This is a genomic window from Dongia deserti, from assembly GCF_003574735.1.
Taxonomy (GTDB): domain Bacteria; phylum Pseudomonadota; class Alphaproteobacteria; order Dongiales; family Dongiaceae; genus Dongia_A; species Dongia_A deserti.
In genome coordinates, this window is record NZ_QORW01000028.1 from 16,902 (window position 1) to 39,546 (window position 22,645).

Annotated in this window: 20 protein-coding genes; 3 read left to right on the top strand and 17 right to left on the bottom strand. The window is 64.6% G+C overall.

Going from position 1 to position 22,645, the window contains the following annotated elements; genetic code table 11:
• Genes DTX69_RS27780 through DTX69_RS27815 form a run of 8 tightly spaced genes read right to left on the bottom strand, consistent with a single transcriptional unit; the run spans position 1 to position 9,529 of the window.
• On the bottom strand, positions 1 to 1,533 hold the full coding sequence (locus tag DTX69_RS27780) for a UxaA family hydrolase (protein WP_119304850.1): 1,533 nt from the start codon (positions 1,531 to 1,533) through the stop codon (positions 1 to 3).
• Positions 1,534 to 1,556: 23 nt separating this feature from the next.
• Positions 1,557 to 2,474: an SMP-30/gluconolactonase/LRE family protein gene (locus tag DTX69_RS27785; protein ID WP_119304851.1), complete on the bottom strand. Its 918-nt coding sequence runs from the start codon at positions 2,472 to 2,474 to the stop codon at positions 1,557 to 1,559.
• Between the two features lie 14 nt (positions 2,475 to 2,488).
• Positions 2,489 to 3,439: an ABC transporter permease gene (locus DTX69_RS27790; protein WP_119304852.1), complete on the bottom strand. Its 951-nt coding sequence runs from the start codon at positions 3,437 to 3,439 to the stop codon at positions 2,489 to 2,491.
• Entirely contained in the window at positions 3,436 to 4,410 is a 975-nt protein-coding gene (locus tag DTX69_RS27795; protein WP_284736117.1) for an ABC transporter permease, read from the bottom strand. The genes DTX69_RS27790 and DTX69_RS27795 overlap by 4 nt, the downstream gene beginning before the upstream one ends.
• Positions 4,407 to 5,888 (bottom strand): sugar ABC transporter ATP-binding protein, encoded by a 1,482-nt coding sequence (locus DTX69_RS27800; RefSeq protein ID WP_119304854.1) that lies wholly within the window; start codon positions 5,886 to 5,888, stop codon positions 4,407 to 4,409. Before DTX69_RS27800 ends, DTX69_RS27795 begins: the two co-directional genes overlap by 4 nt.
• 27 nt (positions 5,889 to 5,915) lie before the next feature.
• A complete protein-coding gene (locus tag DTX69_RS27805; RefSeq protein ID WP_119304855.1) occupies positions 5,916 to 6,956 on the bottom strand; it encodes an ABC transporter substrate-binding protein in 1,041 nt (346 codons plus the stop codon).
• A gap of 37 nt (positions 6,957 to 6,993) precedes the next feature.
• Positions 6,994 to 8,733, bottom strand: coding sequence for an IlvD/Edd family dehydratase (locus tag DTX69_RS27810; RefSeq protein WP_119304856.1), 1,740 nt, complete (start codon positions 8,731 to 8,733; stop codon positions 6,994 to 6,996).
• Between the two features lie 10 nt (positions 8,734 to 8,743).
• Positions 8,744 to 9,529 (bottom strand): FadR/GntR family transcriptional regulator, encoded by a 786-nt coding sequence (locus DTX69_RS27815; RefSeq protein ID WP_162917635.1) that lies wholly within the window; start codon positions 9,527 to 9,529, stop codon positions 8,744 to 8,746.
• A gap of 135 nt (positions 9,530 to 9,664) precedes the next feature.
• Here DTX69_RS27815 and DTX69_RS27825 point away from each other — a divergent pair, with 135 nt between their 5' ends.
• A complete protein-coding gene (locus DTX69_RS27825; protein ID WP_119304857.1) occupies positions 9,665 to 10,693 on the top strand; it encodes an aldose epimerase family protein in 1,029 nt (342 codons plus the stop codon).
• On the opposite strand, the gene DTX69_RS27830 is transcribed toward DTX69_RS27825, so the two are convergent.
• Positions 10,602 to 11,756 carry a GlxA family transcriptional regulator gene (locus DTX69_RS27830; RefSeq protein ID WP_284736118.1) on the bottom strand — a complete coding sequence of 385 codons (1,155 nt, stop codon included), beginning with the start codon at positions 11,754 to 11,756 and terminating at the stop codon, positions 10,602 to 10,604. The two genes, DTX69_RS27825 and DTX69_RS27830, sit on opposite strands and share 92 nt — an antisense overlap.
• Positions 11,757 to 11,872: 116 nt before the next feature.
• Here DTX69_RS27830 and DTX69_RS27835 point away from each other — a divergent pair, with 116 nt between their 5' ends.
• Positions 11,873 to 12,922, top strand: coding sequence for a methyltransferase domain-containing protein (locus DTX69_RS27835; RefSeq protein WP_119304859.1), 1,050 nt, complete (start codon positions 11,873 to 11,875; stop codon positions 12,920 to 12,922).
• A gap of 58 nt (positions 12,923 to 12,980) precedes the next feature.
• On the opposite strand, the gene DTX69_RS27840 is transcribed toward DTX69_RS27835, so the two are convergent.
• Positions 12,981 to 13,544, bottom strand: a complete 564-nt coding sequence (locus DTX69_RS27840; protein ID WP_119304893.1) for a TetR/AcrR family transcriptional regulator — start codon at positions 13,542 to 13,544, stop codon at positions 12,981 to 12,983.
• A 219-nt stretch (positions 13,545 to 13,763) separates the two neighbouring features.
• On the opposite strand from DTX69_RS27840, the gene DTX69_RS27845 reads away from it, so the two are divergent.
• A complete protein-coding gene (locus DTX69_RS27845; protein ID WP_119304860.1) occupies positions 13,764 to 14,441 on the top strand; it encodes an HAD family hydrolase in 678 nt (225 codons plus the stop codon).
• Here DTX69_RS27845 and DTX69_RS27850 read toward each other — a convergent pair.
• From DTX69_RS27850 to DTX69_RS27880, 7 genes are all read right to left on the bottom strand, one after another.
• The gene (locus tag DTX69_RS27850; protein WP_119304861.1) at positions 14,438 to 15,463 is read right to left on the bottom strand and encodes a class II aldolase/adducin family protein; all 1,026 of its coding nucleotides are present in this window, start codon (positions 15,461 to 15,463) and stop codon (positions 14,438 to 14,440) included. The genes DTX69_RS27845 and DTX69_RS27850 overlap by 4 nt on opposite strands.
• Positions 15,464 to 15,471: 8 nt before the next feature.
• Positions 15,472 to 16,344 (bottom strand): TIGR01459 family HAD-type hydrolase, encoded by an 873-nt coding sequence (locus DTX69_RS27855; RefSeq protein ID WP_284736119.1) that lies wholly within the window; start codon positions 16,342 to 16,344, stop codon positions 15,472 to 15,474.
• The gene (locus tag DTX69_RS27860; protein WP_119304862.1) at positions 16,341 to 17,621 is read right to left on the bottom strand and encodes an FGGY-family carbohydrate kinase; all 1,281 of its coding nucleotides are present in this window, start codon (positions 17,619 to 17,621) and stop codon (positions 16,341 to 16,343) included. Before DTX69_RS27860 ends, DTX69_RS27855 begins: the two co-directional genes overlap by 4 nt.
• Positions 17,618 to 19,159: a glycerol-3-phosphate dehydrogenase gene (locus DTX69_RS27865; RefSeq protein ID WP_119304863.1), complete on the bottom strand. Its 1,542-nt coding sequence runs from the start codon at positions 19,157 to 19,159 to the stop codon at positions 17,618 to 17,620. Before DTX69_RS27865 ends, DTX69_RS27860 begins: the two co-directional genes overlap by 4 nt.
• A 153-nt stretch (positions 19,160 to 19,312) precedes the next feature.
• Positions 19,313 to 20,026 (bottom strand): class II aldolase/adducin family protein, encoded by a 714-nt coding sequence (locus DTX69_RS27870; protein ID WP_119304864.1) that lies wholly within the window; start codon positions 20,024 to 20,026, stop codon positions 19,313 to 19,315.
• An 8-nt stretch (positions 20,027 to 20,034) separates the two neighbouring features.
• The gene (locus tag DTX69_RS27875) at positions 20,035 to 21,078 is read right to left on the bottom strand and encodes a 2-hydroxyacid dehydrogenase (protein WP_119304865.1); all 1,044 of its coding nucleotides are present in this window, start codon (positions 21,076 to 21,078) and stop codon (positions 20,035 to 20,037) included.
• On the bottom strand, positions 21,078 to 22,640 hold the full coding sequence (locus DTX69_RS27880; RefSeq protein ID WP_284736120.1) for an FGGY-family carbohydrate kinase: 1,563 nt from the start codon (positions 22,638 to 22,640) through the stop codon (positions 21,078 to 21,080). Before DTX69_RS27880 ends, DTX69_RS27875 begins: the two co-directional genes overlap by 1 nt.
• Between the last annotated feature and the right edge of the window lie 5 nt (positions 22,641 to 22,645).

Sequence of the window (22,645 nt, forward strand, 5' to 3'; positions counted from 1 at the left end):
CTACATCACCGCGCCGATCTGCCAGGGCGTGAACTCGTTATCGCCAAAGCCGAGCTCTTCGCTCTTAGACTTGTCGCCCGACGCCACGCGTAGGATGAGATCGAAAATCCGCTGGCCCATGTCCGGCACAGTCACACCCTTGCTCAGGATCTCGCCGCAATCGACATCCATGTCTTCCGACAGGCGCTGATACATCGGCGTATTGGTGGCAAGCTTGATACTCGGCACCGGCTTGAAGCCGAAGACCGATCCGCGGCCCGTCGTGAAGCAGACCACATTGGCCCCGCTCGCCACCTGCCCCGTCACGGAGGCCGGATCGTAACCCGGCGAATCCATGAACACGAAGCCCTTGGCCGTTACCCGCTCGCCGTACTTGTAAACGTCCACCAGGTTGGTCGTGCCGCCCTTTGCCGCGGCGCCGAGCGACTTCTCGAGAATGGTGGTAAGGCCGCCTTCCTTGTTGCCTGGCGACGGGTTGTTGTTCATCTCGCCGCCATTGCGGCTGGTGTAGTCCTCCCACCAGCGGATGCGAGCCAGCAGTTTCTCGCCGACCTGCTGGCTTACCGCGCGCCGCGTCAGCAGATGCTCCGCGCCATAGACTTCCGGCGTTTCGGAGAGGATCGCGGTGCCGCCATGTCGCACCAGCAGGTCCGCGGTTGCGCCGAGCGCCGGATTGGCCGTGATGCCGGAATAGCCATCGGAGCCGCCGCATTGCAAAGCGAGCGTCAGATGCTCGGCGGAGACTGGCTCGCGCGCCACCTGGTTTGCCTTGGGAAGCATCGCCTTCACGCGCTTCAAGCCTTCCTCGATTGTGGCGCGGGTGCCGCCCGTGTTCTGGATCGTCATGTACTGGAATGCGTCGGTCGCCTTGACGCCGTAGGTGTCGAGGAGGAAGCGGATCTGCGCCGCCTCGCAGCCCAGACCGATCAGCAGAACACCCGCGAAATTCGGATGGCGCAGATAGCCCCACAGCACACGCTGTAGGGTCTCGAAGCCCTCGCCCTTGGTCGCCATGCCGCACCCTGTGCCATGCACCAGTGCGACCACGCCATCGACATTGGGATAGTCTTCAAGACCGCCATGCTCGAATGCGGCGGCGACGCGCTTCGCCACGGTCGCGGAGCAGTTCACCGTGGTGAGCACGCCGATGTAGTTGCGGGTGGCGACACGACCATCCGCGCGCACGATGCCCTGGAAGGTCGCGCGGTCCTTCCCGGTGAAATATTGCGTCGGCCGCATGTCGGCGCAGAAGGCATAGTCGCGCTCGAATGCGCTCATGGCGCAGTTCTGAACGTGCACATGCTGCCCAGGCGTAATGTCCGCCGTGGCGACGCCGATGATCTGGTTATATTTGCGCACGAGCGCGCCGGCCGGAATCGCACGGGTGGCGATCTTGTGGCCGGACGGTACCGCGCTCGCCGTCACCACGCCTTCGCCGGGAAGGCTCGCGCCCGCCGGAATGGCTTGCGCGGCCACTACTACATTGTCGTCCTGATGCAGGCGGATGGTCGTACCGCCAATGATCTGGTTCATCTCATCTCCTCACGGCCCGGTCGCTAAGGTCGTTGGCAGCCGGTGGTGTTGACATATACGGCATAAAGCGACGTGGTCGCTGTGATAAAGAGGCGATTTCGCCGCTTCCCGCCGAAGCACACGTTGGCGACGATCTCCGGAACGTTGATGCGGCCCAGCAGCGTGCCATCGGGCGCATAGCATTCGACGCCGGCATGAGTGCTGGTCCACAGATTCCCGTTCACATCGATGCGGAACCCATCCGGGATGCCAGTCTTGATGTCGCAGAACACGCGGCTGTTGGCGAGGCGCTTTCCATCGAGCACATCGAAGGCGCGGATGTGGTGCGGCGCGCTTGGATCATGGGAGCCGGCGGAATCGGCGATATAGAGGATCTTTTCATCAGGCGAAAAGGCAAGGCCGTTGGGCTTCATGAAATCATCCACCACCACGTTGACCTCGCCATTGGCGGGATCGACGCGATAGACGTAGCAGCCACCCTGCTCTTGCTCCGACCGGCTGCCCTCGAACTCGGTCATGATCCCATAGCTGGGATCGGTGAACCAGATGCTGCCATCGGACTTGACCACCACGTCGTTCGGCGAATTGAGGCGCTTGCCCTGGTATTTGTCGGCGATGACGGTGATCGATCCGTCGGGCTCGGTGCGCGTCACGCGGCGCGTCAGGTGCTCGCACGTCACCAGCCGACCCTGCCGGTCGCGGGTGTTGCCGTTGCTGTTGTTGGAGTCCGCACGATAGACGCTAGCGCCCGTCTCCGGCATCCAGCGCAGCATGCGGTTGTTCGGAATGTCGCTCCAGATGAGGTAGCCGCCATCGGCGAACCAGACCGGTCCTTCGGCCCAGATGCAGCCATCCGCCAGTTTCTCCAGATGCGCGATCCCGATCATGAGTGGGCGGAAGCGCTTGTCAAAAATCTCGTAGAGGCCGTCGTTTGCAGGCATGTCGGTCCTCCCTGTCAGCGGCTCGGCTTATCGCCGCCGGCCAGCGTGATCATGGCAATGATGATGAGCCCGGTCAGGACCAGGCGTATTCCGGCGCTGGCGCCGTAGGTGTTGAGCATGGTGACCAGCAGATACAGGAACAGGGCCGCGCCCCAGATGCCGGGCACATTGGCGCGGCCGCCGGCGACCGAGGTGCCGCCAATCACCACCACGGCGATGGTCGCCAACAGATACTCTTCGCCCATATTCAGCGCGTTGCCGCCGGAGAAGCCCGCCAGCAACGCGCCGCAGAGGCCGGCGAAGGCGGCGCTCATCAGGTACGTGATGCAGCGCGCGCGCTCCACCTTAACGCCGGCCAGGTGCGCGACGCGCACATTCTGCCCGATGGCGAGCGTGGCGCGGCCATAGATTGTCCGCTCCAGGATGATTGCCATCGCGATAGCGAACAGGATTGCGCAGATCGAGAGGACCGGGACGCCAGAGATCTGTGCCGTCGTGAAGTCGGCGAAGCTGGGTGGCGGCTTGATCTGCAAGCCCCGGCCATAGGAGATCGCGACCGACATCACGATCAGGCTCGACGACAAAGTCGCGATAATGGGCGGGATCTTGAGCAGGCGGATGAGTGCATAGTTGAAGGCGCCGACCGCCAGTCCCGCCCCGATGCACGCCAGCAGGCCGAACCAGATCAGGCTGTCCTGCCCACCCATGATCTTCATGGCGACCCCTCCAGCGAGGGCGATGGTCGATGGGATCGAGAGATCGACATTGCCCGGACCGGTCGTGATGACGAACATCTGGCCGATGCCGACGATGACGGTGAAGGTGGCAAAGGACAGCGCCGCCGTGATCATCTCGCCACCCCCCTTTCCTTCCGTGAACAGGATGGTGGCGAGCCAGACCGCGAAGGCGCCTGCGAAGGAGAGCAGCCAGGGCTTGTTGCCGAGACGGGCAGCGAGCGCGTTCATTTCGCCTCCCGCAGCTTGATAAGGGCGCGCAGGGCCAGCACGACGATCAGGACGGCGCCCTGCGCCCCGATCTGCCAGTCCGGCGAGATGCGCATGAAGATCAAGAACGAGCCGGTCAGCACCAGAGTGACGGCTCCGATCACCGCGCCGATGGGTGAGACGCGCCCGCCGACGAACTCGCCGCCGCCGAGGATCACGCCGGCGATGGAGAGCAGCGTGTAGCGGTCGGCGATATGCGCATCGGGCGAGGTGGTGAGACCGATAAGGCTGAGGCCGGACAAGACACCGAAGAAGCCGGCCAGCGCATACATCGACATGCGGATCCGGAGCAGCGACCAGCCGGCACGGTCGATGGCGGTCGCGTTGCCGCCCGCCCCGCGCAGCACGGCGCCATAGGAAGATTCCATTAGAAGAACGTGTGCCACCAGGGCGATCACCAAGCACGCGATAATGGGGAACGGAACGAGCGGCGGCTTCCAGCTCATAAGGGCCTTCAGCCAGTCCGGCACCATGCCGCCCGGCGTCGGCATCAGGATGACGGCGATGCCGAGCCACACGAAAGACATGCCAAGTGTCACCACGATGCTGGGCAGGCGGCGCATATGGATCAGCGCGCCGATGGCCGCATAGGAGGCGATACAGCCCGCCAGGATCAGGATGCAAAGTACGGGCTGGTCCACCAGCCAAGTGCCGGCAATGCAGGCCACCAGCCCGACGAAGGCGCCGATCGAGAGGTCGAGATCGTTCACCGTGAGAATGAACATCTGCGCGATGGTCGCGAAAGCGATCGGCACTGCGTATTTCAGCATGAGGTCGAGCCCGCGATAGCTCATCGCGCGTTCATTGAGGACGAAGATCGCGATCAGGATCGCAACCAATGACACCGCCGGCAGAGCCTTGCGCAGCAGCCGCGGGTCGCCGAGGAACGCCATACGGTCGCGGGCGGGTGTGGCGAGGGTGGTGTCGGTCACGCCCGGCCTCCTTCGCGGAACGAGGCCTGCAGCACCTTCTCCTCGGTCAGGTCGGCGCGCGCGACATCGGCGACGATCTGGCCGTCGCGCATGACATAGACGTGGTCACAGTTGTTGAGTTCTTCGATCTCCGTCGTGTACCAGATGAAAGTGCGGCCCGCCTCCGCTTCGGCACGGATCAGCTCATAGACTTCCAGCTTGGTGCCGACGTCCACGCCGCGCATCGGGTCGTCCATGAGGATGATGCCGGCGTCGGAGCCGAGGGCGCGAGCGAACAGGACCTTCTGCTGGTTGCCGCCGGAGAGCGACAGGATGTTGTTCTCCACGTCGGGAGTCTTGATGCGGATGCGCTCGCGCCACTTCTTGGCCAAGGCGGATTCGGCGTCGCGGTCGATCAAGCCGCCCTTCACCAGCGCCCGCATGGAGCGCACCGAAATGTTGCGCGCGATCGACCAGAGATGCAGCACGCCATCAGTCTGCCGGTCGCCCGCGACAAGGGCCACCGGCCCCGATACGCTTGTATCCGCGCGCGTCTTCCCGGCGGCCTCATAGATCTGCAGCAGCAGCCGGGTCTGGCCGTGCCCAGCCAGACCGGCGAGGCCGATGATCTCGCCTTTGTGCGCGACCAGTGCCGTCTGATCGCTCTGCTGTTTCGGAACGGCACGTACGACGACCGGGGTCTCGCCGCGCTGCGCGGTCACGTGCTCATGTGCCTTGATGCGCGCCTCGCTGATCACATTGCCCATGGCGGCGACTAGGCTCTCCCGGTCGAACTCGACGGCAGACCGATCGGCGACCACGCCGCCATCCTTCATGACCACGATGCGGTCGCAGTAATCGAGGATGTCGCCCAACAGGTGGGAGGTCAGCAGACATGACCCGCCTTCCTTCACGAAGCGACGGACATAGGTCAGCAGCTGCTTGCCCGCCACCGCGTCCAGCGATGAAGTCGGCTCGTCCAGAATGACCAACCGCGTGGGACTGTCAGTCACAGTGAAGGCGCGCGCGACTTCCACCATCTGGCGCTGACCGATCAGCAAGTCGCCGACCGTTGCGTGCGGCGGAATGCCATGGCCAGGAAAGACCTCATCCAGCTTCCGGCGCACCAGCTCAGCCGCGTTGCGGCGCCAGCCCCAACCGCGCAGACTCTTGTGATAGATACGGGTGTTTTCGGCGACGCTGAGATTGGGGCACAGCGACAGCTCCTGGAACACACAGCGTATGCCAAGCGCGCCGGCGCGCCGTACGCCGTAATCGGCAGCCTGAGCCACCCCGCTCACTCGAATCTCCCCGCCATCCGGCGCCAGCGTCCCGGCCAGCAGATTGATCAATGTCGACTTGCCGGCGCCATTGTGGCCGACCAGCCCCAGGCACTCGCCGACGCCGACCGCGAGGTCGACATTGGCGAGCGCGCGAACTGCGCCGAAGCTCTTCGTCATGCCGGAGAGGCTGACGATCTTCTCAGTTGCCTGGAGCATGGTCCCAAATGCCAATCGAGGGCAGCCTTACTTCGCAGCCGCGATGACCTTCTGCGCGTCTTCCAGCGTATATTCGACGTTGGCAACGCCGCCTTGCTCGGTATTGGCAAGGCTGGACTCCAGGTTAGCCTGGTCGATTCGCAGGAACGGCACGATCATGTCCTTCGGCACTTCCTTGCCATCGAGGATCTGCTGCGCCACCCAGAAGGCGAGCGTGGAGACGCCCGGCGCGATCGACACCGACATGGTCTCGTAGCCGCTCGCGTCCTTCTGCTCCTTCCACCAGGCGAGTTCGTCCTGACGGTTGCCCATGATGATCAGCGGTGTCGGGCGACTTGCCGCCTTGAAGGCCTGGGCCGCGCCATATCCGTCGCCGCCCTGGGTCACGACGGCAGCCACTTCCGGCAGCGAGGGCAGCACGCCCGCGACGGCCTTCTGCGCCACCGTTTGCGTCCAGTCGCCATGGACCGACCCGACGACCTTGAACTGCGAATATTTCTTCACGCCGGCTTCGATGCCCTTGTGAATCTCGTCGTCGACGAACACACCGGCCAGGCCGCGGATCTCCAGAAGATTGCCGCCGTTCGGCATCTTCTCGTTCAGGTAGTCGAGCTGCACTTCGCCCATTTTCGCGAAGTCGACGGCAATCCGCCAAGCGCAGGGCTCGGTCACGATACCATCGAAGGAGACAACGACGATACCTGCGTCGCATGCCTCCTTCACCGCGCCGTTGAGGGCATCGGGCGACGCGGCATTGAGCACGATAGCGTCATAACCTTGCAGGATCAGGTTTTGGATCTGCGCCGCCTGCTCCGTGACTTGGTTTTCGGACGTGGTGAACGCCGTCGCCTCCGCGACGACGCCATCGGCGACCGCCTTCTTCGTGACCTTGTCCCAGCTTTTCAGCATCGACTGACGCCAGGAATTTCCGGCGTAGTTGTTGCTGAGCGCGATCTTCTTGCCTGCAGCACCTTCTTGCGACTTCTGGAACTGCAGGTAACCGAATACTGCAGCGACCGCGATAACGATGACGGCAATAATGCCGATCAGCTTTCCTCTGCCTTGCATACTTCCCTCCTCAGATCTGGTTTCAGTTTCTTGGTTCTCAGTGTGATTCCCGCGGAATGCCGGCGCCACGGCTGCCGACCAGGAAGTCGAGGTCAGCGCCCTTGTCGGCCTGCAGGACGTGGTCGACGTAGAGCTTCTGGTAGCCGCTCTCCATCGGCGGCGGCGGCGCTTTCCATTGCGCGCGGCGCTTGGCCAGCTCCTCGTCGCTGACTTCGAGGTGCAGTCTGCGGCCGGCGACGTCCAGCTGGATCATGTCTCCGTCCTTCACCAGCGCGAGCGGCCCGCCCGCCGCCGCTTCCGGCGAAGTGTGGAGGACGACGGTGCCGTAGGCCGTGCCGCTCATGCGCGCGTCGGAAATGCGCACCATGTCGGTGATGCCCTTCTTCAGCACTTTGGGCGGCAAACCCATGTTCCCGACCTCCGCCATGCCGGGGTAGCCCTTCGGCCCGCAATTCTTCAGTACCATGACGCAGGTCTCGTCGATATCGAGATCGGGATCGGCGATCTTCTTCTTGTAGTCGTCGATGTTCTCGAACACGACAGCGCGGCCGCGATGCTGCATCAAGGCCGGTGTGGCCGCAGACGGTTTCAGGATCGCGCCATTGGGCGCCAGGTTGCCGCGCAGTACCGCGATGCCGCCTTGCGCCGTCAGCGGATTGTTCCAGGGGCGGATGACCTCCTGATTGTGGTTCTGTGCGTCCTTGACGTTCTCCCATATGGTCTTGCCGTTGACGGTGACGAGGTCCTTGTTGAGGAGCCCATGCTCGCCCAGTGCCCTCAGCACGACGGGGAGGCCGCCGGCATAGCAGAAATCCTCCATCAGGAAACGGCCCGAAGGCATGAGGTCGACGATGGTCGGGACATCCCTGCCCCACTTGTCCCAATCGTCGAGGGTCAGATTGATGCCGAGGCGGCCGGCAATGGCGAGCAGATGCACGACCGCGTTGGTAGACCCGCCGATCGCGCCGTTGGCGCGGATGGCGTTCTGGAAGGCTTCGCGCGTCAGCACCTTGGAGATGCGCAGATCGTCTTTCACGACCTGAACCGCGCGCATACCGACCAGGTGCGCGAGGCGCTTGCGGCGCGAGTCGACCGCGGGATAGGCCGCGTTCTCCGGCAGGCCGATACCGAGAGACTCCACCATACTGGCCATCGTGGAAGCCGTTCCCATGGTCATGCAGTGGCCGGGCGAACGCGACATGCCGGATTCGGCGCTCATGAAATCGGCGAGCGTCATCTCGCCCGCCTTCACCGCCTCGCTGAATTGCCAGACAGACGTGCCCGAGCCGACGTCACAGCCGCGGAACTTGCCATTCAGCATCGGTCCGCCGGAAAGACAGATGGTCGGCAGGTCGCAGCTGGCGGCGCCCATCAGCAACGCGGGCGTGGTCTTGTCGCAGCCGACCAGCAGCACGACGCCGTCGATCGGATTGGCGCGGATCGATTCCTCGACCTCCATGCTCGCGAGGTTTCGGAACAGCATGGCGGTCGGGCGCAGAGTCGTCTCGCCCAGCGACATGGCCGGGAACTCCACCGGGAAGCCGCCGGCCTCGTAGACGCCGCGCTTCACCACCTCCGCCAGGTCCTTGAAGTGCGCGTTGCAGGGATTGAGGTCGGACCAGGTATTGCAGATGCCGATCACCGGCCGGCCGTCGAACATATGGTCCGGATGACCCTGGTTCTTGATCCAGCTCCGGTGCATGAAGGCGTCCTTGTTGGCGCCGCCATACCAGTGGCGGGATCTCAGCTGTCTCTTGGGGTCCGTTCCATCGGCCATCGTTGCACTCCTATCTGTAAGCCTGGCGCAACCGTCGGGCGGAGGCAGCACGCGCTGCACGGCCACCGCGAGGCTTGGCCAGAATTCGTTCGATATCGATTTGCGCTTCCTGCAGCAGCTTCACCATCGCCGCCTGGGCGCCGCGTGGGTCGCCCTTCTCGATCCGTTCCAGCACGACACGGTGCAGCGGCACCGACTGAACGCGCAGGTTCGGAAACTTCACCGACAATCTGATGTTGAAGGCGATCGCCGATTCGATCACGTGCCCCATGGACACCAGAAAGGGATTGTTGGTTGCCTCCAGGATCGCCAGATGGAACCGCAGATCATGATCGGCGCTGTCCTCAGCGTTCTGCCCGGCTGCCTCCATCGCCTCATAGGTCGAGCGGATGCGGGCGATCTGCTCGAGGGATGCCCGTTGCGCGGCGAATGCCGCGCCGGCGGGCTCCAGCACGCGTCGCATCTCCGACACCGCGAGGGCATAGTCCTCGGCCTCATGCGAGGCAAGGCTCCAGCTCAGGACGTCGGGGTCGAGCATGTTCCACTGGTCGCGCGCCTTGACGCGCGTGCCGATCTTAGTACGGGATTCCACCAGGCCCTTGGCTGCCAGGACCTTGATCGCCTCGCGCAGAACCGTCCGGCTGACGCCAAATTCGGCGCCCAGATCGGTCTCGCTGGGAAGAACCTCGCCGGGCGCCAGGTCGCCGCGCAGGATCTGCTGGCCGATCTCGTGTGTGATCCGGCCATGGATGCTGCGCTGCGAAAGCATGCGCGACGGCTTGCCTTTGACCTGCACTCGGGCGGACCCTCCCAAAGTCCCGACAGCGGGGTCGTTATTTGTAGTATTATATGTTTTATCAGTGGCGGGGGACAGGTCGGGAGTCAAGTCCCCGACATCGGATAAAACAGCGAAAAACGAGGGATCAGTCCTATGTCGATCACGGATTTCGGCCATGTCGGGGACCAAAGCGTTCAGGAAATCAAGCTGCGCGGGGCCTGCGGGACGGAAGCCTCCGTCATCACCTACGGCGCCATTCTGCGTGATTTGATCGTACCGGTGGGCGGCGGAAAGCGGCGCGTGGTGCTCGGCTACCGTTCGCTGCACGGCTATCTGGACGGCCGCGCTTACATCGGTGCCACGGTCGGCCGCTGTATCAACCGAATCAATCGTGGCTTCACGCTCGACGGCAAGCACTACACGCTGCCGGTCAATGAAGGCGATCATGTTCACCTGCATGGCGGACCGAACGGCTTTTCCAAGCGTGTCTGGCGCCTCGTCGGCTGCACCGACAAAGCCGTTACGATTGAGATCACTTCACCCGATGGCGATGAGGGCTACCCCGGCGCCCTGACCGCGCGCTGCACCTACGCGATCGATAGCCCCGGCACGCTGAGCGTCGAACTCACCGCCACCTGCGACGCGCCGACCGTCTGCAATCTCGGCCACCATTCATATTTCACGCTGCAGCCGGGCAGCGACGTGCGCGACCACAAGATGATGGTCGCGGCAGGTTTCTACACGCCGCTCGACCAAGCTCTGATCCCGACCGGCGAGATCCGCAAGGTCGCCGACACCATCTACGATTTCCGCACGATGCGGACGATACGGGCAGATCACGGTCCGGGCTACGACATCAATTTCGTCCTGGACCAGGGATGGTTGCCGCACGCCGCAGCAACGGAGCTGCCGGTGGCGGCGCGCCTCGTCTCGCCAAACGGTGACTTGGCGATGGATCTATCGACCACCGAACCGGGGCTGCAGTTCTATGAGGGCATCCGCCTCTCGCCGTCCAGCGACGCCTATGAAGGCGAACCGCATCTGCCTTATCGAGGGCTTTGCCTGGAACCACAGCGTTTCCCCGACTCGATCAACCGCGCGCACTTTTCGCCGATCGTGCTGCGGCCGGCCGAGACCTACCGGCAGGTGACGCGGTTCCGCTTCTCGCAGACCTCGGCTTGATCGCAGGCCGCTGCGGGGCAAGCTGCGAAGACTGCCGTGCCGCGAGCTGCCCGATGAGCGCGGGCAGCTGGAGCTTCCGGCGGTAGTCGCCTGGTGACATGCCGGCCAGCCGTCGGAACAGTCGCCGGAAGGATGCGAGATCCTCGTAGCCGACCTCGCGGGCAATCTCTTCAATCGGGCGGGTGCCGGTTTCCAGCAGGTGCTTGGCTTCCTCGATGCGCAGGGTCTGCACATAAGCGAGCGGCGAATAGCCCGTCGCGGCCCTGAACCGCCGGTCGAAGGTCCGCTTGGGCAAGCCTGAGCGGCGCACCAGTTCGGTGACGATGTCCGGGCGCTCGTAGTTCTCGGCCAGCCAAGTCTGACAACGGAGGATGACCGCGTCGCCGTGCTGGACATTGGCGGTCATCGATGCGTAGGGCAGCTGGCCATCGCGGTGCCATTGATAAAGGAAGAATTTGGACATGCGGATCGCCTCCTCCGTCCCGCCATATTTGGCGACCAGCAGAAGGGCCAAATCCTGCCAGGATGACGCGCCACCGCAGCAGGCGATGCTATGGCCGTGTCCCGCTTGCACAAGGACGCGATCTTCGTGCAGCTCGATGTTCGGATATTGCTGCCGGAACAGGGGGGCGTAGCCCAAATGAGTCGTTGCCTGCTGGCCGTTCAGCAGGCCCGCCTCTGCAAGTACGAATGAGCCGCCGCAGGCCGCGTAGAGGTGGGATCCCTGTGCGTGCATGCGCGTGATCCATTCCAGCAGCCGCCGGTCCAGCGCACGCAGGTCCTCGCCGGAATAGATCATCACGTTCGGGACGAACACAACGTCGGTGCGGGTGACCTCGGCGATCGTGGCTTGCGAGAGAATGCTGACGCCGGTGCAAAGCTGTAGGAGACCTGGCTCGGCCGTCACCAGCTGCAGTTCGAACAGCGCTTCCTCGCGGTTGAGGCCCTTCCCGCTTTCCCATTTGGCGCCGGCAAACCACAAGGTGTCGAACACGCCGTAGATGATCGACGGGTCGCATTCCGGGAACACGACCAAGCTGACGTGGATGCGTTTCTCGCCCATCGACGCCCCCTCGGTTGGCTCAAGTGGCTCTGTCGCGGCCATTCTGCCTCTCACTCCTCCCCAACGCCATCCCTATGTTCGCCGCCCTCAGCGCACAAAACATTGGAGTAAGGATTATGAATCTGGACACGGAAAAGCTGGAATCCCTGCTGGGGACGATGGTCAACGAATTGGGCGCTGCGGCGAACGCGGCGCTTGTCTTCACCGGTGACCGGCTGGGGCTCTACCGCGCGATGGCCGATGGGAAGCCAGTGACGTCACAGCAGCTTGCGGGAAAGACCGGGACGCATGAGCGCCTGGTCCGGGAATGGCTGTCGTCGCAAGCCGCTTCGGGTTTCGTGACATACGACACGCGCGAGGGGACATTCGCTCTGTCGCCCGAACAGGCGGCAGTCTTCGCGGATGAGAACAGCGTGGTCAATATGACTGGCGGGTTCCATTCGCTCGCTGCCGTGTTCGCGGATCAACAGAGTCTCGAGCAAGCCTTCCGCACCGGCAAAGGCGTCGGCTGGAGCGATCGCTGCAATTGCCTGTTCTGCGGCGTCGAGCGGTTCTTCCGGCCCGGCTATCGTGCGAACCTCATCTCCAGTTGGCTGCCCGCCCTGGATGGCGTGGCGCAGAAGCTCGAGCGCGGCGCGAGGGTCGCGGATGTCGGATGCGGGCACGGCGCATCGACCATCATCATGGCCGAGGCATTCCCCAAATCGCAGTTCGTGGGTATCGATTTCCACGGACCGTCGATTGCGCATGCCAAGGAGCATGCGAAGCACTTGACCAACGTACGCTTCGAGACCGCGCGCGCCCAGGACTTTGCAGGCAAGGACTTCGACCTCATCACGATGTTCGACGCGCTGCACGACATGGGCGATCCAGCTGGCGCAACAGCTCATGCCCGCAAGACGCTAAAACCCGATGGGACCCTGATGCTGGTGGAGCCGATGGCCGGCGACAGCCTCGGAGAAAACCTCAATCCCGTGGGGCGCGTCTTTTACGCCTTCTCGACGGCCGTATGTGTGCCAGCGTCCCTCAATCAAGAGGTGGCCGCGGCCCTAGGCGCGCAAGCCGGCGAGAAGCGGCTGTCGGAGGTCGTGCGACAGGGTGGCTTCTCGCGTTTCCGCCGCGCGGCGGAAACGCCATTCAACATGGTGCTCGAAGCCAGACCATAGCGCGCCTGCCTACGCGACGTGGCAAGGATGCGCCTTGCCACGTCGACGGCGGCGACTATTACTCGCTCCAATGGTCGAGGATGCGCTGGGCGGCGCGCTTGGCTTCAAGGGCCGCGGCGCGGTTGCCTTCGGCGGCTGCAATGGTGCAGCCTGTCATGAGCATGTGCCAGACGTCGCAGAATTCGGGCACGTTTCCGATGCCCGCCCGGACAGCCAGATCCCCGATGTAGGCGCGCACCTTCGCCAAGTGGCCGGCGGCGGCGCCATGCAGTGGATTGTGGGCAGGGTATTCCAGAAGAACGTTGATGAAGGCGCAGCCTTCGAAATCGTCGATCTGAAACCAATCGTGATACGCATCGAAGATCGCCAGCAGCCGCTCTTTCGGATCGCTGGTGCGGGTGCTGACTTCGCGAATCAGCCAGTCTTCCGTCCATAGAGCCTCGCGCCGCTCCAGGAACGCAAGCACGAGGTCCTGCTTGGACTTGAAATGACGGTAGAGCGTCATTTTCGCGACGCCGGACTTCTCAATAATGGCATCCACGCCCACCGAGCGCGTGCCTTGATGGGCGAACAGATCGTAGGCCGCTTCCAGAATCCGTTCGCGTGCGTCCTGTCGCGCCATCGTCCTGATGGTTTCCGAATTGCCGTGCAAAGGGATACTCCACTGCTGGCGGTCGCGCAGCAGACCGTGCATATCCCAACGCGTATGGTTTTGGCTATGCTGTTTGTGAGTTTACTGTGGTGTGAGGATGTATAGGAATCCGTTTTAGACAGACTGGTTTGTATCGAGACGACACCACAAAATCGGCTCAAAAATCACCTAATGAAGGAGTGCTGCCCAATGCCGCGCCTGCAAACATCCTTTCTCTTTGACCTCGACGGCACGCTCGTCGATAGCGTGTATGAGCATGTCCTGGCCTGGCGCGACGCACTGGATGAGGAAGGCATCGAGCTCTCCGTCTGGCGCATACACCGCAAGATCGGCATGAGCGGAGGTCTCTTCACGAACATCTTGCTGCGCGAGACCGGCCTGAACATCACGGAGGATCGGATCGACCGTCTCCGCAGGCTGCACGCCGAGGCATATTTGACGCGCGCGCGGAAAATTCCGCCACTCCCCGGCGCACGCGAGCTGCTGGCCTATCTGACCGATGCGAAAATTCCCTGGGCGATCGCGACCAGCGGAAGAATGGAAACGGCGCGGCCGGTGATCGAGAATCTCGGCGTCGATGTCGACAGCATCCCGGTCGTCACGCGCGACCAGGTGAAGTACGCCAAGCCCGATCCGGACCTGTTCCTGGAAGCGGCACAGCGGCTGGGCATCGACATCACCACGGCCTGCGTGGTGGGGGACAGCATCTGGGACATGCTGGCGGCGCGGCGCGCCCACGCGCTCGGCATCGGGCTGCTCAGCGGCGGCTATGGCCGCGAGGAGCTGGAGCGCAGTAGCGCCTATCGGGTCTTTGAAGATCCAGCCGACCTGCTGCATCACATCGACGAGGTCGGCGGGCGGCGCTAGGCGCGCGCGACACTGAGCGCCTTCCGGTACTTCTCCGCATCCCAGTTGAGCAGCGCCTGCTCCTCTTCCGCCGGCAGATAGCTGATCACGGCATCGGCCGGCAAACGCTCCGCCACCAGCGCGAGGCAGATCAGCATCGCTTCGGCCCCGGGCTGGATGTCGGCGCGCACAATCGCGCCGGCGCCGGGCACCAGCAGTGCGACCGGTGGCGGCAAGTTCGCCGCTTCGCTGACCGCGATGACATCGGTCACGCTTTCGCCTTGCGCCAGCGCGCGCATGGCGGGCCCGAGGAACACGACATGATCGGGGTAAAGTGAGCCGGCGGTCACAAAAGCCAGGTTCTGCGGGCCAGTCGCTAAGCGGTGGCACACATCCTCTGCGGGGCGATAGTCGGTGCCGCGGCACACCGCATCGAGGGCGGCGCGATCGCCGACCGGCGCCGGCCGCGCTGGCAGATGCAGCCGGCGTTCGACCTCGTGCACCAACGCCTCGGCACCCGCGCAGTCGTCCGCACCGACCAGCAGGCCGTGATTGCCGAGGATCAGCACATCGGGCCTTTGTTGCGCCGCGACCTCCGCCACCACTTGGCTCAGCGGCAGCCCTGGACGGCGATAGGGCACGCGCGCCCAGGCAAGCCCCTGTAAGCGTTCCGCCATCTCGTCCTCCATGCCAACGCAGGATGCCCAGGCGATGGTGTTCACGGCATGGACATGCAGCACGACGCGATGCGGCAACAGTGCGTGCAGCGAGGTTTCGATCGACGGGCGCAGCGTCCCGGCCGGATCAGCCACCGGCATCTTCTCGATCCCTTGCTCCAGCGCGCGCAGGGCGCCGGAAAGATCCACCGGAACGAAGATGTCGCGCGTCTCGGCCTCGGCCAGCCAGGCACCGGATGCTTTGACCCAGAGGACGCCATCGCGCTTGATCGACGTGTTGCCGCCGGCCCCCTGCACCAGGTTGATGTCGCTGCCGACGCGGGCCGAGACTTCTCGCAAGTTTTGGAGTTCCGCCGGTTTGATCATGCCCGTCCTTACCAGGTCAACTGCGGGATTGCCCAATGGGGCACGCGGATCGGATCTCCCGCCAGATCGCGGATTGCCCCACTCGTATCGCCGCCGTTCGCCAGCGCTTCGGCATGCACGCCGGAGGTGATCAGCGCCGTCAACATGCCGGCGCGCCGCCCGCCTTCGACGTCATGATCGAGAGAGTCTCCGATCACCAGCACCCGCTCGGGCTTTGGATCGCCGAGGTGTCGCAGCGCCGCGGCGAAGATCGCCGGATGGGGCTTGCCGACATAGTGCACAATCCCGCCGAGCTCCTGATAGATCCTTGCCAGCGCGCCGGGCGCCGGCATCAATCCACGTGACGTGAACATCGTCAGATCCGGATTCGCGCACAGCATCGGCAGGCCGCGCGCGGCAAACAATTGCAGATCCTCGCGCCAGGCGTCCAGATCGGCATTGTGCTCGTCGAGCCCAGCGAGCCAGATGAAATCCGCGCGCGACGGGCTAGTGACCGCGACGAAATCGAGCCCCTCCACCAGCGACAGGACATTGCCTCGCCCGACCAGCAGGGCGTGCCGGCCGAACGCGTTGAAGGGTGGCGCGGCGCGCTCGTGCAAACCATGCCAGACGACCTCACCGGAAGTGAGAACGCCGTCATGCTCCTCCGGCGGAAGGCCGAGGAGAGCGAGCCGCTCCACATTGTCCTCGGAGCGGCGCCCGGAGTTCGACAGGATGAGCACGCGTTTGCCCGCCTTGCGCAAGGCGCGCACACAATCGCGCGCCTCCGGAAATACCGCATCACCCTTGTGCAGGACACCCCACTGATCCAGCAGCACGTGGTCGAATTGGTCGGCGATCTCGCGAATGCCGGCGATGGATGTGGTGGTCAGTGGACTCACGGCGGGCCACCATGTAGAGCCAATAAGGCGACCCCGAAGCTGGCCTCCGTCTCCTCCGCCACGCTCACCGGCACGCCCAGGATGCGGTGACGCATGGCCGTCCAGGCCGTGTTGCGTGCGCCGCCGCCGATGCTGATAACTCGCTGCAAGGATGGTGCTCCGAGGTCCTTGAGCGCTTGATAGGCCAGCGCCTCGACCGCTGCAATGCCCTCCAGAAGCCCCTGGAAGAACTGCACGTCGTCGGCGGGCCTCGGCGAAAGGCGCGGCGGCAGCACGGGATCGGAGATCGGGAAACGCTCGCCCGGTTTCGGCAGCGGATAGTAGTCGAGGCCCGTCGGCTTTTCAGGACTCAGCAACGGCATCAGCTCTGCCATGCGCTCCGCGCTGAAATGCGCCAGCAGGGCCGCACCACCACTGTTGGAAGCGCCGCCAGCCAGCCAGCGTTCGCCCAGCCGATGCGAATAGACACCCTGCGCCGGCGCGAAGATCGGCCTGTCCGACAGCAGCTTCAGCACCAGGGTGGTGCCGAGGGACGTGACCGCATCGCCCGGCGCCGATGCGCGGGTCGCGATGAAAGAGGCCACGCCGTCCGTGGTGCCGACACAGATGATGGTGGTTTCGGGCAGACCGAGCATCGCCGCGGCCTTGGGATCGACCGTGCCGATAGAACTGCCCGGCACCAGGACTTCCGGCAGCAGACTACACGGCACTTGCAGCGCATCCAGCCAGGCCGGCCAGGAGCGCGTGACCGGGTCGTAGCCCAGCTTCAGCGCGTTGTTCTCGTCACTCACACCGAAACGGTTCGCCAAGCGGCCAGCGACCCAATCGGCCTGGTGCAGCGCATGGCGCGCTTGCGTGCGGATACTGGTGCCGAGCAGGTAGAGCAGCTTGGCCAGCGCGGCGCTTGGGCCATGGGCGCCGCTCTCGGCGGGAGCAATGCCCTTGATGCGCGCCGCCTCGTGGGTCGAACGGGCGTCGTTGTACATCAAGCCTGGCGAGACCGGCCGGCCGGCGGCATCCGTCAGCAGCAGCGTGCCGGAGGTGCCGTCCACTGCAATGCGCCAGATGGCCGAGAGATCGACGGAGCGGCCAAGGGCGCGGATCGCGTCACAGGTGGCTTGCCACCAGAATTCCGGTTCCTGGTCGATGGCGGCGCCATCCCGGCGCGGCGGCGGCAAGGCGACCGAGGCCGCGCCGACAATGCGCTCCTCGCCGTCGATGGCACAGGCGCGCACGCCGCTGGTGCCGATATCGATGCCGAGAAACAGTGGTGTCATGTTGCGGCGCGCATGGGTTCGGGCGCGGCATCGTTCAGGCCTTGCAGCCAGTGTGTGAAGGCCTGACGTTCGGCGGCACTCAGATGCAGGCCATGCTTGGTGCGCCGGTCGAGGATGTCTTCCGCGCTGCCCGCCCATTCGGTGCGGATGAGAAAACGCGCCTCGCGCTCGTGCAACAACGCGCCGAAGTGCCGGCCAAGATCGGACAGACTCTTCGCGCCTTCCAGCAGCTGCGTCGTGCGCGTGCCGTAGAGCCGGCCGTAGTGCAGAGCGAGGCCGTCCGGCAGCCAGGGGAACTGCCGGCGAAAGGCCGCGAGCCAGCCATCGAAATCCGCATCCGGCATGTCGCCGCCGGGCAGTGGCGTGCTCGCTGTCCACGCCTTGCCCATGGCCGGAAAGAACGGCGAGAGCCGGTCGAGCGCGTGCTCCGCCAGCTTGCGATAGGTCGTGATCTTGCCGCCAAAGATCGAGAGGATGGGGGGCCTCGCGTTGGCCGGCTGTTTCGGATTGATGTCGAAGATGTAGTCGCGTGTCACCGCCGACGGGTTCGCCGCCTTGTCGTCATAGAGCGGGCGCACGCCGGAAAAGCTGTGCACGATGTCGGCGCGTGTCGGTGGGCGATCGAAGTAGCGCGCGACCACGGCGAGGAGATAGTCGATCTCCGCATCCTCGATGTGAGCGTCCTCCGGCTTGCCCTCCACCGCGATGTCGGTGGTGCCGATGAGCGCCAGATCGTCCTCGTACGGATTGACGAAGATCACGCGCCTGTCGTGATTCTGCAGCAGATAGGCTTGGTCGCCGGCCCAGAACTTGCGCGTGACAATATGGCTGCCTTTGACCAGGCGAACGCGGCGCTGGCTCGACGAGCCTTCGACACCCTCAAGCACGTCCTCCACCCACGGCCCGGCAGCATTCACGAGGCAACGCGCGCAGACTTGGCGCCGCGCGCCGCTGGCATCGCCAAGATCGACGCTCCAGAACCCGCCGTCGCGCCGCGCCGACAGGACTGCAGTGCGGGTCAGAATTCCCGCGCCGCGGGCCTGAGCATCGAGGGCGTTCAGCACCACCAGGCGCGAATCATCGACCCAGCAGTCGGAATACTCGAACGCGTTCGTGAAACTGCCTTTGATCGGCTTGCCGACAGGGTCCCCCGTGAGGTCGACGGCGCGGGTCGGCGGCAGCTTCTTGCGGCCGCCGAGATGGTCGTAGAGAAAAAGGCCAAGGCGCACCAGCCAAGCCGGCCGCTGCTCCGGCGAGTGCGGCAGCACGAAACGCATGGGCCAGATGATGTGCGGCGCGGCGTCGAGCAGCACCTCGCGTTCGATCAAGGCCTCGCGCACCAGGCGGAATTCGTAATATTCCAGATAGCGCAGGCCGCCATGCACCAGCTTGCCGCTGCGCGAGGACGTGCCCTGCGCCAGATCATCCTTCTCGCACAGCAGGACGCTGAGCCCCCGCCCCGCCGCATCCCGCGCAATGCCGGCGCCATTGATGCCGCCGCCGATGACGAGGAGGTCGTAGGGAGTCACAGCGGACACGCTGGCCCCCCACTACGTCATGGTCGTGCTTGGCACGACCATCCAGGAGTCTACCGGCAACAGCAGACTCCAGCCCAACGAAACTCGTGGATGGTCGGACCAAGTCCGACCATGACGACAGGGGGCAGGTGCGGTTCGATCTGACGACACTGCCTATTTCCTGCGCTTGGCTGCCGGCTTGGACTTTGCCGCCGCCTCCTTGAGCGCGGTCGGCTTCGCCTTTGGGCCGTAGTTCTTGAACTTCTCGACGACACGCGAGATTTCGTCGTCCGGCAGGATCTGCGCGCCGCCGATCGTGAGCGACAGGTAGTATTGTCGCGCCAGCGTCTCGATCTCCACCGCCAGCCAGAGCGCGCGCTTGATGGTGGCACCGGTCGCGATCACGCCGTGATTGCGCAGCAGGCAGCAGGTGCGCCCCTCCAGCGCCTTCAGCGCGAGTTCGGAGAGTTCCGGCGTGCCGTAGGTCGCGTAGGGTGCCACACGGATGTTGGGCCCGCCGGCCGCCGCCACCATGTAGTGGATGGCGGGAATCTCCTTGCCGCAGATCGCGAGCGTCGTCGCGTAGGTGCTGTGGGTATGCACCACCGAGCCAACCTCCGGACGGGAGCGCATGATGTCCAGATGGAATCGCCACTCGGAGGACGGATTGAGCGGTCCTTTCCAGGAGCCGTATTCGCCCTTGATCGGCATGGTTGCGATATCGGTGGGCTTTAGATCCTCGTACGGCACGCCCGACGGCGTGATCAGCATCACGTCGTGGTAGCGCGCGCTGATATTGCCCGACGTGCCCTGGTTGACGCCGAGCGAGTTCATGGCGCGGCACGCGGCGATGATCCCTTTACGCAGTTCCAACTCGTCTTTGTTCATCGAGTCCTCTAGCAAGGATTGAGCGGCGGCTCGCCCGCCCCGTGACGCCGGATCTCCTCGGCGATCATGCGGGCAGCGATGCGCACGGTGGTGGTGGACGCGCCAGCGATGTGCGGGGTCAGCGTGACATTGTCAAGCTTGAGCAGCGGTGAATCGGGCGGCGGCGGCTCGAGCCAGAAGGTCTCGAGCATCGCACCGCGAATGTGCCGCGATTTCAGCGCCTGGTAGAGATCGTCATAATTCACCATCGGCCCGCGCGCTGTGTTGATGAAGTACGATCCCTGCTTCATGCGCGCGAATTGCGGTGCCGCCAGGAAGCCCTTGGTCTCATCCGTCACGCGGGCGTGCAGGCTGACCACGTCGCTGTGCTGAAGCAACGTATCCAGCTCGACCTGCTCGATGCCGTCGGCGCGGTCCTCCGCCGAGACCGGCACATAGGGGTCGCAGACCAGGATGCGACACCCGAACGGCTTCAGCAGGCGCACGACCTTGGTGCCGATATGCCCGTAGCCGATAATGCCGACGGTCATCTCCGACAGCTCGGCATCGATCTTGTCGAAGCGGTAGAGGTCGCCGCGCCAAGTGCCCTGCCGCAATGCTTCGTGGCCGGCGCGGATCAGGCGCGTTTCGGCCAGGATCGCGGCGATGGTGAACTCCGCCACCGCAGAGGAATTGCGGCCGGGCGTGTTGACCAGCTTCACATTGCGCGCCTTGCAGGCGGCAACATCGATATTGACCGGGCCGCCGCGCGACACCGCGATCAGCTTCAGTGCCGGCAGCCGGTCCAGCACGTCACCATTGATCGGTGCCAGATGCGTGATGAGGATATCGGCGCCGTCGACGAAGCGCACGATGTCGTCTGGTTCGCCGAGATATTCCTTGAGACCCGGAATCCCGCCATCGACATAGCCGTGGCGCATCGGCTGATCCGGCCAAGGCAGCTCCATGGTGCGGATGTCGGCGTCGAGGCCCGGCACCTTGGCGAGCGCATCGGTGAAGGCGGAGGCCTTCATGAACTGGTCGCCGATGACGGCAATCTTGAACTTGTTCATCAATGAGTCCTGTTGCGCGCCGCGGCGAGATCCGCCCAGACCGGCGGCATCGCCTGGCGCGCTTTCACATAGATCGGGAACAATTGGTCATAGCGGGCCTTAAGCTGCGCGTCGGGTTGCACCGTGCCGCGCAAGCACGGCTTTACCCACTTCTCGACAGCTACCGCCATGTCGGGAACGGCGCCGATCGCCACCGCCGCCATCATGGCAGCACCGGCCGCTCCCGATTCCTCCCGCGCGCTCTCGCGCACCGGAACGCCCATGGCGCTCGCCAGCAGCAGCTTCAGCGCCTTGGATCGCGCAGCGCCCCCCGCGATCCGGATCTCTTCCGGCTGCGAGCCCATCGCCGCATAGCAGTCGCGCGCCGCCAGCACCAAACCGTCGTACACGGCGCGGACCAGATCGACGAATGTCGTGTGGTGCGTCAGGCCGATGAATTGCGCCCGCGCGTTGGCGTTGGTGAACGGCCCGCGCTCGCCCGCTTCGAGGATATACGGGTGATAGAGCTCGAGCTGCGGGTCCGCATGAAGCACGCGCGCATCGAAGGCCTTGAGCGCGTCCTTGCGATCCACCTCGTGCCCAAGCGCCCGGGCAGCGTCACGGCCAACCTCGACGATCCAGTCGATATTGATCGTCGCGGCCATGGTGGATTGCATCTGCGCGATGGCTCCATCTACCGGGAAAGCCATGGTGTAGCCGCCCGGCTCCGGCGCCAGCGTTACGTCACTGGCGTTCGGCACGAACCGCATGTTCATGCCGGTCGAGCCGACGATGGAGCAGCCGACATTCCGTCCCGGGTCATAGAGCCCGCCGCCGAGCGCCGAGCAGGCCACGTCGACACTGCCCAGCGAGACCGGCAGTCCGGACGGCAGGCCGGTCTCCTTGGCAGCCGTCTCGGTCAGGCCGTGCGTCACGCGCGTGCCGTCCACCAGCTCCGGCAACAGGTGGCGGCGCTTTGCGATCTCCATCCAGTCCAGGATCTCCGGCACGTAACGTCGCGTGCGGAAATCGCCGAAGGTGAAGACGCCTTCCGTCACGTCGGTCGCGCGCCGGCCGGTCAGATTGAGATAGAGCCAGTCCTTGCAATGCTGCGCCGTGGCGGCGCGATCCAGCACCTCCGGTGTGTGGCGCTCCATCCAGGCGAGCTGGGAGGTCTGGTTGCAGGCATTGAGACCGCAGCCGGTATGCTGATACATGCGGTGGCGAATGCCGCTGGTATCCTTCTCCTCGACGATTCCGGCCGCACGGGAGTCCAACCACAGCCAAGCCGGCGCCACCGGCACGCCGTCTCTGTCGACCAGCCAGGTGCCGTCTCCCTGCCCCGTGACGGCCAGCGCCGCCGCGCGGCTAGCCACGCCCTCATTGCTTTCGGTCAGTTCCCGCAACACCGCAACAGTATCGCGCCAGGTGCGCGCCATGTCCTGATCAACCGCGCCGCCGGGGCCAGTGCGATAGGTGTTGGGACGCGCGGCGGACGCCACCTCCTTGCCGTCGAGATCAAAGGCCAGCACCTTGATCACCGAGGTGCCTGCATCGATCGCCAGAATGAGGTCGCGCGCCACTTGGC